Source organism: Lysobacter terrestris (assembly GCF_014489475.1).
Classification (GTDB): Bacteria; Pseudomonadota; Gammaproteobacteria; order Xanthomonadales; family Xanthomonadaceae; genus Agrilutibacter; species Agrilutibacter terrestris.
On sequence record NZ_CP060820.1, the window covers coordinates 1,034,541 to 1,049,896 of the forward strand.

The 15,356-nt window shown below is 70.9% G+C and carries 12 protein-coding genes; all 12 read left to right on the forward strand.

Annotated features, from left to right (window positions below; translation table 11 throughout):
- The first annotated feature begins 10 nt into the window (after window positions 1-10).
- The 12 genes from ilvC (at window position 11) to thrC (ending at window position 15,184) form a co-directional block, all read left to right on the forward strand.
- Complete coding sequence (ilvC, locus tag H8B22_RS04825; protein WP_187712973.1) at window positions 11-1,027, forward strand: ketol-acid reductoisomerase; 1,017 nt, start codon at window positions 11-13, stop codon at window positions 1,025-1,027.
- Window positions 1,027-2,799, forward strand: a complete 1,773-nt coding sequence (gene ilvG / locus H8B22_RS04830; protein ID WP_187712974.1) for an acetolactate synthase 2 catalytic subunit — start codon at window positions 1,027-1,029, stop codon at window positions 2,797-2,799. The genes ilvC and ilvG overlap by 1 nt, the downstream gene beginning before the upstream one ends.
- A complete protein-coding gene (locus H8B22_RS04835; protein ID WP_187712975.1) occupies window positions 2,783-3,019 on the forward strand; it encodes an ACT domain-containing protein in 237 nt (78 codons plus the stop codon). The genes ilvG and H8B22_RS04835 overlap by 17 nt, the downstream gene beginning before the upstream one ends.
- Window positions 3,010-4,014 carry an aminotransferase class IV gene (locus tag H8B22_RS04840; RefSeq protein ID WP_187712976.1) on the forward strand — a complete coding sequence of 335 codons (1,005 nt, stop codon included), beginning with the start codon at window positions 3,010-3,012 and terminating at the stop codon, window positions 4,012-4,014. The genes H8B22_RS04835 and H8B22_RS04840 overlap by 10 nt, the downstream gene beginning before the upstream one ends.
- 26 nt (window positions 4,015-4,040) lie before the next feature.
- On the forward strand, window positions 4,041-5,156 hold the full coding sequence (locus H8B22_RS04845) for a threonine dehydratase (RefSeq protein ID WP_187713532.1): 1,116 nt from the start codon (window positions 4,041-4,043) through the stop codon (window positions 5,154-5,156).
- A complete protein-coding gene (locus H8B22_RS04850) occupies window positions 5,153-6,709 on the forward strand; it encodes a 2-isopropylmalate synthase (protein WP_225876282.1) in 1,557 nt (518 codons plus the stop codon). Before H8B22_RS04845 ends, H8B22_RS04850 begins: the two co-directional genes overlap by 4 nt.
- Window positions 6,710-6,788: 79 nt before the next feature.
- The gene (gene leuC / locus H8B22_RS04855; protein WP_187712977.1) at window positions 6,789-8,216 is read left to right on the forward strand and encodes a 3-isopropylmalate dehydratase large subunit; all 1,428 of its coding nucleotides are present in this window, start codon (window positions 6,789-6,791) and stop codon (window positions 8,214-8,216) included.
- Complete coding sequence (gene leuD / locus H8B22_RS04860) at window positions 8,216-8,845, forward strand: 3-isopropylmalate dehydratase small subunit (RefSeq protein ID WP_187712978.1); 630 nt, start codon at window positions 8,216-8,218, stop codon at window positions 8,843-8,845. The genes leuC and leuD overlap by 1 nt, the downstream gene beginning before the upstream one ends.
- Window positions 8,835-10,040, forward strand: a complete 1,206-nt coding sequence (gene leuB, locus H8B22_RS04865) for a 3-isopropylmalate dehydrogenase (protein ID WP_187712979.1) — start codon at window positions 8,835-8,837, stop codon at window positions 10,038-10,040. The genes leuD and leuB overlap by 11 nt, the downstream gene beginning before the upstream one ends.
- Window positions 10,041-10,392: 352 nt before the next feature.
- A complete protein-coding gene (gene thrA, locus H8B22_RS04870; RefSeq protein WP_187712980.1) occupies window positions 10,393-12,912 on the forward strand; it encodes a bifunctional aspartate kinase/homoserine dehydrogenase I in 2,520 nt (839 codons plus the stop codon).
- A 47-nt stretch (window positions 12,913-12,959) separates the two neighbouring features.
- Complete coding sequence (locus H8B22_RS04875; protein ID WP_187712981.1) at window positions 12,960-13,892, forward strand: homoserine kinase; 933 nt, start codon at window positions 12,960-12,962, stop codon at window positions 13,890-13,892.
- Complete coding sequence (gene thrC / locus H8B22_RS04880) at window positions 13,889-15,184, forward strand: threonine synthase (RefSeq protein ID WP_187712982.1); 1,296 nt, start codon at window positions 13,889-13,891, stop codon at window positions 15,182-15,184. Before H8B22_RS04875 ends, thrC begins: the two co-directional genes overlap by 4 nt.
- The last annotated feature ends 172 nt before the right edge of the window (window positions 15,185-15,356 follow it).

Here is a 15,356-nt window from a genome sequence, read left to right on the forward strand (position 1 = left end):
CGGAATCACCATGACCACCGCGAACAAACCCAAAGTCACCATCGTCGGCTACGGCAGCCAGGGCCGCGCGCACGCGCTCAACCTGCGCGACTCCGGCTTCGACGTCACCATCGGCCTGCGCCCGGGCGGCCCGACCGAGCTCAAGGCCAAGGCCGACGGCTTCACCGTGAAGACGCCGGCCGAGGCGGTGAAGGGCGCCGAGCTCGTCGCCGTGCTCACGCCGGACATGGTCCAGCCGCAGCTCTACGGCGAAGTGATCGAACCGAACATCGCGCCCGGCGCCTGCCTGCTGTTCGCGCACGGCTTCAACGTGCACTACCAGCAGATCGCGCCGCGCGAGGACCTCGATGTCGTGCTGGTCGCGCCCAAGGGCCCCGGCGCGCTCGTGCGTCGCGAGTATGAAATCGGCCGCGGCGTGCCGTCGGTCTACGCCGTGCACCAGGACAAGTCCGGCACGGCCGAACAGCTCGCGCTCACCTATTGCGCCGGCATCGGCGGCGCGCGCCAGAACGCGATCAGGACCACCTTCAAGGAAGAAACCGAAACCGACCTGTTCGGCGAACAAGCCGTGCTCTGCGGCGGCGCCACCAAGCTGGTGCAGGCCGGCTGGGAAACGCTGGTCGAAGCCGGCTACCAGCCGGAAGTCGCCTACTACGAGTGCCTGCACGAACTGAAGCTGATCGTCGACCTGTTCTACGAAGGCGGCATCACCCGCATGCACGAATTCATCAGCGAGACCGCGCAGTACGGCGCGCTCACCCGCGGCAACTACGTCGTCGACACCAACACCCGTGCGCAGATGAAGAAAGTCCTGACGGAAATCCAGGACGGCACCTTCGCGCGGCAGTGGATCGCCGAGTACGCCGCCGGCAACGCCAACTACAAGGCGATGAAGCAGGCCGACATCGACCACCCGATCGAACAGGTCGGCAAGAAGCTGCGCGCCAACATGAAGTGGCTGGCGTCGTCGCAGGCCGCACCGGCGGGCAAGTCCACCGCTGCTGCACCGCAGACCGAGGCCGCGTGATGAACGGCGCCCGCTGGCTGGTGCAGGCCCTCGTCGCCGAAGGCGTCGACACGCTGTTCGGGTATCCGGGCGGCGCGATCATGCCGTTCTACGACGCCTTGCATGGCGCGCCGGAACTGAAACACGTTCTGGTACGCCACGAGCAGGGCGCGGCGTTCGCCGCGAACGGGTATGCGCGGGCCAGCGGGCGCGTGGGTGTATGCGTGGCGACGTCCGGTCCGGGCGCGTCGAACCTGGTCACGGGCATCGCCGATGCGATGCTGGATTCGGTGCCGATGGTGGTCGTCACCGGGCAGGTGCCGACGACACTGATGGGCACCGACGCGTTCCAGGAACTGGACGTGTTCGGCATGACCCTGCCGATGGTGAAGCACAGTTTCATCGCGCGCCGGGTCGAGGACCTGCCGCGCATCGTCGGTGAGGCGTTCCGGCTGGCGCGCTCCGGTCGCCCCGGCCCGGTGCTGATCGACCTGCCCAAGGACGTGCAGAACGCGGACGCGTCGCAGCTGCCGGCGCATGCCTCGCTCGGCATCGATGATGTCGACGCCCCGATCGACGCGTCGCTGCACGCGGCGCTGGCGTTGATCTCGCAGGCGCAGAAGCCGGTGCTCTACGGCGGTGGCGGCATCGCGCTGGGCGATGCGCTGGCGGCGTTCCGCACCTTCGTCGATGCCACGCAGATCCCGACCGTGCTGACCCTGAAGGGCCTGGGCGCGCTGCCGGCGCAGCATCCGCTCAACCTCGGCATGCTCGGCATGCACGGCACCCGCGCCGCCAACCTGGCGGTACAGGAAAGCGACCTGCTGATCGTGGTCGGCGCGCGCTTCGACGACCGCGCCACCGGCAAGCTCGTCGAGTTCGCCCCGCATGCGCGCATCGTGCACATGGACCTGGACGCCTGCGAGATCGGCAAGCTGCGCCACGCCGATGCCGGCGTGCGTGGCGACATCGCCACCACGCTCACCAAGCTGACCCTGCCCTGCGCCGCTCACCTGCACGGCCGCCACGGCGCCGCGCGACGGCAGTGGCGCGCGCATTGCCAGGAACGCGCACGCCAGCACGCCGCGCGCTACGACGCCCCGGGCGATACGGTGTACGCGCCGGCCCTGCTCAAGCGCCTGTCCGAACTCGCGCCCGATGCCGTCGTCGCCTGCGACGTCGGCCAGCACCAGATGTGGGTCGCGCAGCACTGGCGCTTCGACGATCCGCGCAAGCACCTGACCTCGGGTGCGCTGGGCGCGATGGGCTTCGGCCTGCCTGCCGCGATCGGTGCGCAGCTCGCGCTTGATAAGGGCAGGCAACCCGACGCACGCGTCATCTGCGTCAGTGGCGACGGCTCGTTCCTGATGAACGTGCAGGAGCTGGCGACGCTGCGCCGCTACGGCCTGCCCGTGAAGATCGTGCTGCTGGACAACCAGGCGCTGGGCATGGTGCGGCAGTGGCAGGAGCTGTTCTTCGCCAGGCGCTATTCGGAGATCGACCTGTCCGACAACCCGGACTTCGTCGCCGTCGCGCAGGCCTTCGGCATCGAGGCACTGCATGTCGATCGCGCCGATGGTGTCGAGGCCGCACTGCAGGCCCTGCTCGAGGCGAAGGGTCCGGCGCTGCTGCATGTCGCCATCGACCAGGCCGCGAACGTGTGGCCGCTGGTCCCGCCCAACCGCAACAACGCGGAAATGCTCGACGACAGCAGGCCCGATTCCGCCGCCCCCTCCCACGCCACCGCCACCCCAACCACCCCACAGGAGGACGCCGATGCACTACCAGCTTGATCTCACCCTGCGCCATGCCGAAGGTGCCCTCGCCCGCGTACTGGGCACCGCCGAACGCCGCGGCTTCCAGCCGATCAGCGTCGATGGCGAAGCGCAACCCGACGGCGACCGCTGGCACCTGCGTATGACCGTCGAGGGCGAGCGCGCGCCCGAATCGCTGCAGCAGCAGCTGGCGAAGCTGTACGACTGCCTCGCGGTGGAGGTGTCGCCGTGTCGCTGAACGACGGTGCACGCGCGGGAATGCCCGGGGTGGACGCGAAGCCACCAGCCGGTCATCCCGAACGCAACGAGGGACCTGCTTCTGAAGCAGAACAGCAGGTCCCGCGCGTCGCCCGGGACGACAACCGCGCGGGTGGATCGCAGATCTGGTTCGACGGCCGCTTCATCGACACCGCGGACGGCGAGGCACCGCTGACCACCCACGCCATGCATTACGGCAGCGGCGTGTTCGAAGGCATCCGCGCCTACGCCACCACCGACGGTGGCAGCGCGGTATTCCGCCTGCCCGAGCACCTGCAACGCATGCGCAAGGGTTGCGAACTGCTCGGCATCCCCTTCGATGTCGCCGCAGCGACGGAAGCCACCTTGCAGGTCCTGCGCCGCAACGGCCACCGCGACGCCTACGTGCGACCGCTGGCCTGGTGCGGCACGGGCTCGATCGGCCTGGACGTCGCGCCGCTGAGCAAGCACCTGATGGTCGCGACGTTCCCGACCAACGTGCACCTGGCCGGCGCGCACGTGCGCCTGGGCACCTCGAGTTGGCGGCGCAATCCCGCCACCTCGCTGCCGCCGCTGAAGCTGTGCGGCGCCTACGTCAACTCGATCCTGGCCAAGCACGAGGCCAGGCAGCGCGGCTTCAACGAGGCGCTGTTCGTGGACGACCAAGGCCGCGTGGTCGAATGCACCGGCGCCAACGTGTTCATGGTCCGCGACGGCCGCGTCACCGCAGTCGAGCACCGCGACGCCCTGCAAGGCATCACCCGCGACACGGTGATCGCGCTGACCGGTGCCGAATCGCGCCCGGTGCGCCACGACGAACTGCTCGACGCCGACGCCGTGTTCGTCTGCGGCACCGCCGCCGAAGTCACCCCGGTGGCCGAACTGGACGACCGCCGCTACGACGACCACCGCGTCGCCCTCGAAATCGCGGCGCACTACCAGCGCGTGGTACGCGGCGACGACGCGCGTTACGTCCACTGGCTGACCCGGGTCTGAGCATGGACGGCGACGCAGCCACCGCCCTGCCCGTCACCGCCGCCGACGTACTGGCGGCGCAGGCGCGGTTGCGTCGCTATCTCAACCCCACCCCGCTGCATTACGCCGAACGCTTCGGCTGCTGGCTGAAGCTGGAGAACCTGCAGCGCACCGGCTCCTACAAGGTACGCGGCGCGATGAACGCACTGCTGGCCGCGCGCGAACGCGGCGACACGCGCCCGACCATCGCCGCCTCCGCCGGCAACCACGCGCAGGGCCTGGCATGGGCCGCCTATCGGCTCGGCCTGCCCGCGATCACGGTGATGCCGCGCTGCGCGCCGCAGACCAAGATCGCCGGCGTCGCCCACTGGGGCGCGACGGTGCGCCTGCACGGCGACAGCTACGACGAAGCCAAGGCCTTCGCCGCCGAACTGGCCGCCCAGCACGATTACCGCCTGCTGTCCGCATTCGACGATCCGGATGTGATCGCCGGCCAAGGCACGGTCGGCCTGGAGCTGGCGGCACTGATGCCGGACGTGGTGCTGGTACCGATCGGCGGCGGCGGCCTCGCCTCCGGTGTCGTACTGGCGCTGCAATCGCAGGGTGTACGCGTGATCGGCGCACAGGTCGAGAACGTCGACGCGATGGCGCGTGCATTGCGGAATGACCATGCCGTGCGCGAACCGGCCGCCACGCTGGCCGACGGCGTGCGCGTGAAGGAACCCGGTGCGCTGACCCGGCAGGTGCTGCGCGCATTGCTGGACGACGTGGTGATCGTGCGCGAAGCCGAATTGCGCGAAACCCTGGTGCGGCTGGCGCTGGAAGAACACGTGATCGCCGAAGGCGCCGGCGCGCTGGCACTGGCCGCCGGGCGTCGCGTCGCCGGCAAGCGCAAATGCGCGGTGGTCTCCGGCGGCAACGTCGATGCCGGCGTACTAGCGAAGCTGCTGTGCGACGTGCGCCCGCGCCCGCCGCGCAAACCGCGGCGACGCGTGCAGGAGCCGCTGGCTTCGGCGTTTGCCCCGGTCCTGGACGAAGCGGCCGCGAAGGCCGGCGCGCAGGCGCGACTTAGACCGGCTGCCGCGACCGCCGTCGCCGCAGCCGTGTCCCGCTCCCCCGTTCCCCTTTCCGCTTCCGCGTCCACAGAGGATTGCCTGACGTGAACGATTCCAGCCCGGGCGCCGTATCCGCCCCCATCCGCATCTTCGACACCACCCTGCGCGACGGCGAACAGTCGCCCGGCTTCACCATGAACGCCGCGCAGAAGATCCTGTTCGCGCACGCGCTGGCCGACCTCGGCGTCGACGTGATCGAAGCCGGCTTCCCCAACAGCTCACCCGCCGACTTCAACGCGGTGCAGACCATCGCCCGCGAAGTGCGCGGCGCCTCCATCGCCGCACTGGCGCGTTGCCATCCCGCCGACATCGAGGCCTGCGCCAGCGCGCTGCAGCACGCGGCCGCGCCGCGCATCCACACCTTCATTTCCACCAGCCCGCTGCATCGCCGGCACAAGCTCAACATGAGCCGCGAACAGGTGATCGAACACGCGATCATGGGCGTCACCCTGGCGCGCAAGCACGTCGACGACGTCGAGTTCTCCGCCGAGGATGCGCTGCGCACCGAGCGCGAGTTCCTGGTCGATGTGTTCAGCGCCGCGATCGAAGCCGGCGCGCGCACGCTCAACGTGCCCGACACGGTCGGCTACACCACGCCGGCGGAGATCCGCGCCCTGTTCGACTACCTGCGCGCCCATGTGAAGGGTGCCGAACACGTCGTGTTCAGTGCGCACTGCCACAACGACCTGGGCCTGGCGGTCGCCAACTCGCTGGCCGCGGTCGAAGGCGGCGCGCGCCAGGTCGAGTGCACCATCAACGGCATCGGCGAGCGCGCCGGCAACGCCGCACTGGAGGAGCTGGTGATGGCATTGAAGGTGCGCCGCGGCTACTACGCCGCCGACACCCGCATCGACACGCGCCGCCTGTTACCGACCTCGCGCCTGCTCTCGCGCATCACCGGCAACCAGGTGCAGCGCAACAAGGCGATCGTCGGTGCCAACGCCTTCGCGCACGAGTCGGGCATCCACCAGCACGGCATGCTCAAGCACCGCGACACCTACGAAATCATGCGGCCGCAGGACGTGGGCTGGGAGGATTCGCAGCTGGTGCTGGGCCGCCACAGCGGCCGCGCCGCCGTCGCCGACCGCCTGCGCCACCTCGGCTACGTGCTGGACGACGCACGGCTCGACCAGGTCATCGCCGAAGCCAAGGCGCTGACCCAGACCCAGCACGTGATCAGCGACCGCGACCTGCAGCGGCTGGTCGAAGGCGAAAGCTTCGGCCCGGGCTGGCGCGTCTCTGCATTGAGCCTGACCGACTACGGCCAGCGCACGCGCGCGCACGTCGACCTGTCCGATCCGGACGGCCGCCACGTCATCCACAGCGCCGAGGGCGAAGGTCCGGTGGCCGCCCTGTTCGCCGCGCTGTCGCAGGCGACCGGCGTCGACTTCGTGCTGGAGAGCTACGAGGTGCACAGCATGGGCGTGGGCGCCGATGCGCGCGGCGAGGCCAACCTCAGCGCGCGTATCGACTTCGAGGTGATGACCGGCCAGGGCACCAGCCGCGACGTGCTCGAGGCCAGCGCGATCGCGTGGCTCGATGTCGCCAATCGCGTGCTGCGCGGCCAGCAGGCGCAGCCGCGCATCGCGGTGGGTGCGTAGGGCGGGCTCACCCTCCATCGACTCTCGCATTCATCCCGACACAAAGCGGCGGGCCAGGGCCCGCCATACGGAACCGACCATGCAACCCAGAACCCTCTTCGACAAACTGTGGGACGCGCATGTCGTCGCGCCGGAAAGCGACACCGCGCCGGCCGTGCTCTACATCGACCTGCACCTGATCCACGAAGTCACCTCGCCGCAGGCCTTCGCCGAACTCGACGCGCGCGGCCTGGCGCTGCATCGCCCGGAACGCACCAAGGCCACGCTCGATCACTCCACCCCGACGCTGCCTGCGGATGCGAACGGTGAACTGCCGTACGTCAGCGACGCGGCACGCGTACAGGTGCAGACCCTGCGCGAAAACTGCGCACGCTTCAGCGTCGAGCTGTTCGACTTCGACAGCGCGCACCGCGGCATCGTCCACGTGATCGGCCCGGAACTGGGCCTGACCCAGCCCGGCATGACCATCGTCTGCGGCGACAGCCACACCGCCACCCACGGCGCGTTCGGCGCATTGGCCTTCGGCATCGGCACCAGCGAGGTCGGCCACGTGATGGCGACGCAATGCCTGCTGCAGCGCAAGCCATCGAGCCTGGCGATCACCGTCGACGGCGCACTCGCGCCGGGCATTACCGCCAAGGACCTGATCCTGCACGTGATCGGCGTGATCGGGGTCAACGGCGGCACCGGCCACGTGATCGAGTACCGCGGCGCGGCGATCCGCGCACTGTCGATGGACGAGCGCATGACCGTGTGCAACATGTCGATTGAAGCGGGCGCGCGCGCGGGCCTGATTGCGCCGGACGAAACCACGTTCGACTACCTGCGCGGCAAGCCGCGGGTTGCCCGCGGCGCCGAATTCGACGCCGCGGTGGCGCGATGGCGCGAACTGCGCAGCGACGACGGCGCGGTGTTCGACCGCGAAGTCCACATCGATGCGCGCGACATCCGCCCGACCATCACCTGGGGCACGCACCCGGGCCAGGTCGTGGCGCTGGATGGGCGCGTGCCCGCCAACGACGACAGCGACGAGGCCAAGGCGCGCCAGTACATGGGCTGGGACGCGGGCGCCGCGGTCGCCGGGCGTCCGGTCGACGTGGTGTTCGTCGGCAGCTGCACCAATTCGCGCCTGGGCGACCTGCGCGCGGCGGCCGAGGTGCTGCGCGGCCGCCGCGTGCATCCGCGCGTACGCATGCTGGTGGTGCCGGGCTCCGAACAGATCAAGCGCGAGGCCGAAGCCGAGGGCATCGACGCGCTCGTGCGCGCCGCCGGTGCCGAGTGGCGCGAACCCGGTTGCTCGATGTGCATCGCGATGAACGGCGATCTGGTCGGCCCGGGCCAACTCGCGGTGTCGACCAGCAACCGCAACTTCGAAGGCCGCCAGGGCAAGGGCGCGCGCACGGTGCTCGCCTCGCCCGCGACCGCAGCCGCCTGCGCGATCGCCGGCGAGATCACCGATCCCCGCCGGTTCCTAACAAGCACGTCTTGCACGACGGAGGCCGCCTGATGAGCCCGTTCACCCGACTCACCTCGCGCACCGTGGTGCTGCGCGAACGCAACATCGACACCGACCAGATCATTCCCGCGCGCTTCCTCACCACCACGCAGCGGCAGGGCCTGGGCCAGCACGCCTTCAGCGACTGGCGCAGGTTGCCGGACGGGTCAGCCAACCCGGCCTTCCCGTTCAACCTTGTCGAGAGCCACGGCGCGCAGATCCTCGTCGCCGGCCGCAATTTCGGCTGCGGCTCCTCGCGCGAACACGCGCCGTGGGCGCTGCTCGATCTCGGCCTGCGCGCGGTGATCAGCAGCGAGATCGCCGACATCTTCCGCAGCAACGCGCTGAAGAACGGGCTGCTGCCGATCGTGCTCGACCAGGCCGTCGTCGACGAGCTGCTCGATCGGCCCGGCCTCGAACTGCACATCGACGTCGCCACGCGCGTCGTGACGCTGCCGGATGGCCGCAGCTTCGGGTTTCCGCTCGACGGGTTCGCCCGGACCTGCCTGCTCGAAGGCGTGGACCAGCTCGGTTACCTGCTGACGCAGCAGCCGGCGATCGAATGCTTCGAAGCCGCGCGCGACGCGCACCCCTTCCCCACCCGACACGCCGCCTCCGCGGAGGTTTCCCATGCACGCTGACATCCTCGTCCTGCCCGGTGACGGCATCGGCCCCGAAGTCACCGCCGCGGCGGTGGCGGTGCTGCGTACCGTCGCCGCGCGCTACGGCCACCGCTTCAGCTTCACCGAGAAGCTGATCGGCGGCGCCGCCATCGACGCCAGCGGCGAGCCATTGCCGCCGGACACGCTCGCCGCCGCGTCGAACGCCGACGCGATCCTGCTCGGCGCCGTCGGCGGACCGAAGTGGTCCGATCCGAAGGCGCAGGTGCGTCCGGAGCAGGGCCTGCTCGCGCTGCGCAAGGCACTGGGGCTGTACGCCAACCTGCGCCCGGTGAAGCCGCACGCGGCCGCACTCGGCGCCTCGCCGATCAAGCCGCACCTGCTGCAGGGCGTGGACCTGGTCGTGGTGCGCGAACTCACCGGCGGCATCTACTTCGGCCAGAAGCAACGCAGTGCGGATGTCGCGAGCGACTTATGCGAATACAGCGTCGGCGAGATCCGGCGCGTGGTGCGCCATGCCTGCCGCCTCGCCCTGCAGCGCAGCGGCCGCGTCACGTCGGTGGACAAGGCCAACGTGCTGGAAACCTCGCGGCTGTGGCGCGAAGTCGCCACCCAGGTGGCGCGCGACGAATTCCCCGACGTGACCCTGGAGCACCAGCTGGTCGATTCGATGGCGATGCACCTGCTTGCCAGGCCGCGCGCGTTCGATGTGATCGTCACCGAGAACATGTTCGGCGACATCCTCACCGACGAGGCCTCGATGCTGGCCGGCTCGCTCGGGCTGTTGCCGTCGGCCTCCTTGGGCTCCAGCGGCGCGCTCACGCACTGTCCTATCGACAGTGCGTGCGCCGCTGGACGCCCGGCCATGGATGGCCGGGCCGGTGTATCCGCAAGCCCGCACAGTGGCGCCAAGGATGGCGGCGAGAGAGTGATGGGGCTGTACGAACCCATCCACGGCTCCGCCCCCGACATCGCCGGCCAGGGCATCGCCAATCCGTACGCGACCATCCTCAGTGCGGCGTTGCTGTTGCGGCACTCGCTGGGACTGGAAGCCGAGGCGCGGTGCATCGAACAGGCGGTGTCCGCCGCGCTGGACGCCGGCCATCTCACCGCCGACCTTGCTGCGGGTGGGCCGGCGATCGGCACGCAGGCGGCCACCGCCGCGGTCATCGCGCAGTTGCAGCTGCCCTGCCAGGTCGCGGAGCTGCGCGATTAGCGGCGGTGGCGAACGGCGGCTGCCGAGTTGGTGGAGCCAACCCGGCCCATGCTGACCGGCATCGCCATGCGCCGCCGTTGCTTTCAATGGAAAGTTCATTTGACACCGCCCGAACGCAGCCGCTATCACTAGGTCCATGCACGCCGCCGTCTCCACCCTCGCCCACAGCAACCGCCGCCTCGCGGCGTACGCGTGTGCGAAGGCGATCGCCACCCGCACTACCACCACTACCGGTATCCGGTGGCGGATGCGGTTGGGCGTCGTGGACTGAGAATCCATCACCCCGCTCCGCATCCGGTCCGGATGCGGGGCAACCCCTCCGGCCGTTGCGGGGCTTACCAGGAGCCCTTGCATGTCAGTTTCCCCACCGCCCGCGCCGCTGCAGTCGCGCGCTGCCGCGTCGTCCGTCGTCGCCTGCCACGCGCACAAGTTCGGCGGCAGCAGCCTGGCCACCGCCGAGCGCTTCCGCCACGTCGCTGCGTTGCTGCGCGCGCCCGGCGCCAGCCGCGTGGTCGTGGTCTCGGCGATGCACGGCGTCACCGACGCGCTCACCGCGCTGGCCGATGCCGCGCTCGGCAAGCAGCCCTGGGAAGACGACTTCCGCTCCTTGCGCGCACGCCACCTCGACACCGCACGCGATCTCGACGACGACGGCCGGCAGGGCCTGCACGCCTGGCTCGAAGCCGAGTTCGCGGCCCTGCACGCGCAACTGTCGGCGCCCTCGCGCAAGCCCGAGTGGCATGCCACCGTGCAGGGCCTGGGCGAGGTGTGGTCCACGCGCCTGCTGCACGCGGCGCTGGGCGAGGCCGCGCCCGCGTGGGCGGTGCTCGATGCGCGCGAGGTACTGCAGGTGCATGCGGGCGAACTCGGCGTCGGCGTCGACTGGGCCGGCAGCCGCACCCGGCTGGCCGCGTGGCGCAGCGCGCACGCACAGGCGAACGCGATCGTCACCGGCTTCATCGCCCGCGCCAGCGACGGCGCGGCCACCACCCTTGGGCGCAACGGCAGCGACTATTCCGCGGCGATCTTCGCCGTGCTGTTCGACGCCGGCGAACTGACCATCTGGACCGACGTCGACGGCGTGCTCAGCGCCGACCCGCGCCTGGTGCCCGACGCGGTGTGCCTGGAATCGATGTCGTATGCGGAAGCCTGCGAACTCGCCTACTTCGGCGCCAAGGTGCTGCACCCGCAGACCATGGCGCCGGCGATGCAGGCCGGGCTGCCGATCCGCATCCGCAACACGCTCGATCCCGACGCGCCCGGCACGCTGATCACCGCGCAATCCGCACCGGCGGCCTCGCCGGTGAAGGGCCTGAGCCTGGTGTCGGACATGGCGATGCTCGAACTCACCGGCGCCGGCCTGATCGGCGTACCCGGCACCGCCGAGCGCATGTTCGCTGCGCTGCACACGGCGTGCGTGTCGGTGACGATGATCTCGCAGGGTTCGTCCGAGCATTCGATCTGCTGCGTGCTACGCGCCGACCAGGCCGAGCGCGGGCGCATGGCGGTGCAGGCGGCGTTCCGCGACGCGATCGCCGACGGCCAGGTCGAAGGCGTGCGCATCACCCCCGGCGTGTCGGTGCTGGCCGCGGTCGGCGACGGCATGGTCGGCACGCCCGGCGTGTCGGCGCGGCTGTTCAACGGGCTCGCGCAGGCACGGGTGAACATCCGCGCGATCGCGCAGGGCGCCAGCGAACGCAACATCTCCGTGGCCATCGCCGCCGAGGACGCCACGCGCGGGCTGCGCGCCGCGCATTCGGCGTTCTGGCTGTCGCCGCAGACGCTGTCGGTGGGCATCATCGGCCCGGGCAACGTCGGCCGCGCCCTGCTCGCGCAGCTGGCGCAGGCGGCGTCGCGCTACGGCGGCATCGGCACCACGCTCGCGGTCGCGGGCGGCGGCCTCGACCTGCGCCTGCGCGCGATCGCCAACAGCCGGTCCATGCACCTGGCGCCGCGCAAACTCGATCCGGCCGAGGCGGTCGAAGCGCTCGAACTCGGCCAGCCGCTCGACTACGCCCGCTTCGCCGCGCACGTGCGCGCCGAGCACCTGCCGCACGCGATGATCGTCGACTGCAGCGGCAGCAACGACGTTGCCGAACACTATGCCGATTGGCTCGCAGCCGGCATCCACGTGGTGACGCCGAACAAGCAGGCCGGCGCCGGCCCGCTCGCGCGCTACCGCGCGATCCGCGCCGCGACCCGGCACGGCGGCCACTTCCGCTACGAGGCCACGGTCGGCGCGGGATTGCCGGTGATCCAGACGCTGCGCAACCAGCTCGACACCGGCGACGAACTGACCGAAGTCGAAGGCGTGTTCTCCGGCACGCTGGCGTGGTTGTTCAACCGCTTCGATGGCAGCGTGCCGTTTTCGCAGCTGGTGAACGAGGCGCGCGAGGCCGGCTACACCGAGCCCGACCCGCGTGACGACCTCGGCGGCGTCGACGTCGCGCGCAAGCTGGTGATCCTGGCGCGCGAGGCCGGACGCGAGTTGTCGCTGGCCGACGTGGAGATCGAAAGCCTGGTACCGCCGGCCCTGCGCGAGGTGACTCGCGAGGAATTCCTGTCCCGCCTGCACGAACTCGACGCGCCGCTGCAGGCGCGCCTGGACGCCGCGCGCGCGCAGGGCCGCGCGCTGCGCTACCTCGCCCGCCTCGACCGCGACGGGCGCGCCAGCGTCGGCCTGGTCTCGCCCGCCCCCGACCACGCCAGCCTGCACGGGCGCCTCACCGACAACCTCATCCAGTTCCGCACCCGCCGCTACGCCAGCAATCCGCTGGTGGTGCAGGGACCCGGTGCGGGACCGGAAGTGACGGCAGCGGGCGTGTTCGGCGATATCCTCGCCATCGCGCAGGCGCTGGGGGCCCGCCCGTGAGCCGCGTTGCCCCTGCGCCCGTGTCCCCTTCCCTGCGCTCTTCTTCCATGACCGTTGCACACGCATCCGCCTTCGCCCCCGCCAGCGTCGGCAACATCGGCGTCGGTTTCGACCTGCTCGGCCACACCATCAGCGGCCCGGGCGATCGCGCCAGCGTCACCCGCATCGACGCGCCGGTGGTGCGCATCGTCGCGATCGAAGGCGACGCGGATGGCGCGACGCAACTGCCGCTGGAAGCGGCGAAGAACACCGCCGGCCGCGCCCTGATCGCCCTGCGCGAGCAGCACGGCATCGCGCACGGTTTCGAGCTGCGCCTGCACAAGGGCATCCCGCTCGGTTCCGGGCTCGGCGGCTCGGCCGCGTCGTGCGTGGCGGCACTGGTCGCCGCCAACGCGGTGCTGGACGCGCCGCTGACGCGCGACGAGTTGTATCCGCTCGCGCTGCTCGGCGAAGCGGTGGCCAGCGGCAGCGTGCACGGCGACAACGTCGCGCCGATGCTGTTCGGCGGCGTGGTGCTGGCGACGCCGACGCGCGCGATCCCGCTGGCCGCGCCGGAGCTGTACTGCGCCGCGGTGCACCCGCATTTCGTGCTGGAAACACGGCATGCGCGCGCCGCGCTGGCCGCGCCGTACGCGATCGGCGAGTTCGTGCAGCAGAGCGAACACCTCGCGCTGTTCCTGACCGGACTCGCACGCGGCGACCACGCGCTGATCGCCGAAGGCCTGCGCGACGTGCTGGTGGAACCGCGCCGCGCCGCGCTCATCCCCGGCTTCGCCGCGGTGAAGGCAGCGGCACTGGCGCACGGGGCGCTGGGCGCGAGCATTTCCGGCGCGGGGCCGACCGTATTCGGCTGGTTCGCCAGCGCCGACGAGGCCTCGTGGGCGGCGCATGCGATGCAGGTGGCGTTCGCCGGTGCCGGGCTGGAAAGCGACGCCTACGTCTCGGCGGTGAACGGCCCGCGCGCCGAGCTGGTCGCATGAGGTTCGTCAGCACGCGCGGCGGCGTCGCGGCGACGTCGCTGGATGCCGCGCTCGCGGCTGGGCTCGCGCCCGACGGCGGGTTGTACGTGCCTGAATCCGTGCCGGTGGCCGATGTCGCTGCGGTGGGCGCACCGCTCGCGCAGACGGCGGCGGTGCTGCTCGCGCCGTACTTCGCGCAATCGCGCTTGCACGAACAGCTCGACGACATCTGCCGCATCGCCTTCGACTTTCCCGCGCCGCTGCGACCGCTGGCCTCCACTGAGGCGTACCTGCTGGAGCTGTTCCACGGCCCCACCGCCGCCTTCAAGGACTACGCCGCGCGCTTCCTCGCCGAATGCCTGGCGCGGCTGCGCGATCCGGCGGCGCCGGCGACAACAATCCTCGTGGCCACGTCCGGCGATACCGGCGCGGCGGTCGGCGCCGCCTTCCATCGCCGTCCCGGTTTCAACGTCGCCATCCTTTATCCGCAAGGCCGCGTGTCGCCGCGCCAGGCGCATGGGCTGGAATGCTTCGGCGACAACGTGCGCGCGTACCGCGTCGCCGGCACCTTCGACGATTGCCAGCGGCTGGTGAAGCAGGCGCTGACCGACGAGGCGCTGCGCGCGCGGGTGGCGCTGGGCTCGGCCAACAGCATCAGCCTCGGCCGCCTGTTGCCGCAGGCGGCGTACTACGCGCAGGCCGCGCTGCAGTTCCACGCCGCGCACGGGGAACGCCTGAACTTCATCGTGCCCACCGGCAACCTCGGCAATGCGCTGGCGGGCTGGCTGGCGCGGCGCATGGGCCTGCCGATCGGCGACATCGTCCTGGCCAGCAACGCCAACGACGTGCTGCCGCGCTACTTCGCCGGCGCGGATTACGCGCCGCACCCCACCGTCGCCACGCTCGCCAATGCGATGGACGTGGGCGCGCCGAGCAATTTCGAACGCCTGCGCTGGTGGCACCCGGACGATGCCGCATTGCGCGCGGCGCTGCGCGCCGACAGCGTCGACGACGCGCAGATCCGCGACACCATCCGCACCGCGCCGCAACGCCATGGCGTCGTGCCCTGTCCGCACACTGCGGTCGGCCTGCGCGCGCTGGAGCGCCTGCGCGACGCTGGCGATGCGCGGCCGTGGGCGGTGGTGGCCACGGCGCATGCGGCCAAGTTCGACAGCATCGTCGAACCGTTGGTGGGCCATGCCGTCGCACCGCCGCCGGCACTGGCGGACTGGTTGGCGCGTCCGGCGCATGGCCAATCGCTGGCCGCGGATTACGACGCGTTGCGCGCAGCGCTGTTGCGACCATCCCCGTAGCCCGGGTAAGCGCAGCGCACCCGGGAGCAGTTCGTCACCTGCCGTTTTCCCGGGTGCGGCCTGCGGCCTTACCCGGGCTACGCAGCGAAACGAAAGCGCCGTTGCGGCATCGCAACGGCGCGTGTCCTGCCCGAAGAAAAAAGAGCGGCGGGCCAACCGAAAGTCCAGGAGG

Coding starts and splice junctions, on each gene's coding strand:
- leuC (WP_187712977.1), top strand. CDS start 6,789: ATGCAACCCAGAACCCTCTTCGACAAACTGTGGGACGCGCATGTCGTC.
- H8B22_RS04875 (WP_187712981.1), top strand. CDS start 12,960: ATGACCGTTGCACACGCATCCGCCTTCGCCCCCGCCAGCGTCGGCAAC.
- leuB (WP_187712979.1), top strand. CDS start 8,835: ATGCACGCTGACATCCTCGTCCTGCCCGGTGACGGCATCGGCCCCGAA.
- ilvC (WP_187712973.1), top strand. CDS start 11: ATGACCACCGCGAACAAACCCAAAGTCACCATCGTCGGCTACGGCAGC.
- thrC (WP_187712982.1), top strand. CDS start 13,889: ATGAGGTTCGTCAGCACGCGCGGCGGCGTCGCGGCGACGTCGCTGGAT.
- thrA (WP_187712980.1), top strand. CDS start 10,393: ATGTCAGTTTCCCCACCGCCCGCGCCGCTGCAGTCGCGCGCTGCCGCG.
- ilvG (WP_187712974.1), top strand. CDS start 1,027: ATGAACGGCGCCCGCTGGCTGGTGCAGGCCCTCGTCGCCGAAGGCGTC.
- leuD (WP_187712978.1), top strand. CDS start 8,216: ATGAGCCCGTTCACCCGACTCACCTCGCGCACCGTGGTGCTGCGCGAA.
- H8B22_RS04835 (WP_187712975.1), top strand. CDS start 2,783: ATGCACTACCAGCTTGATCTCACCCTGCGCCATGCCGAAGGTGCCCTC.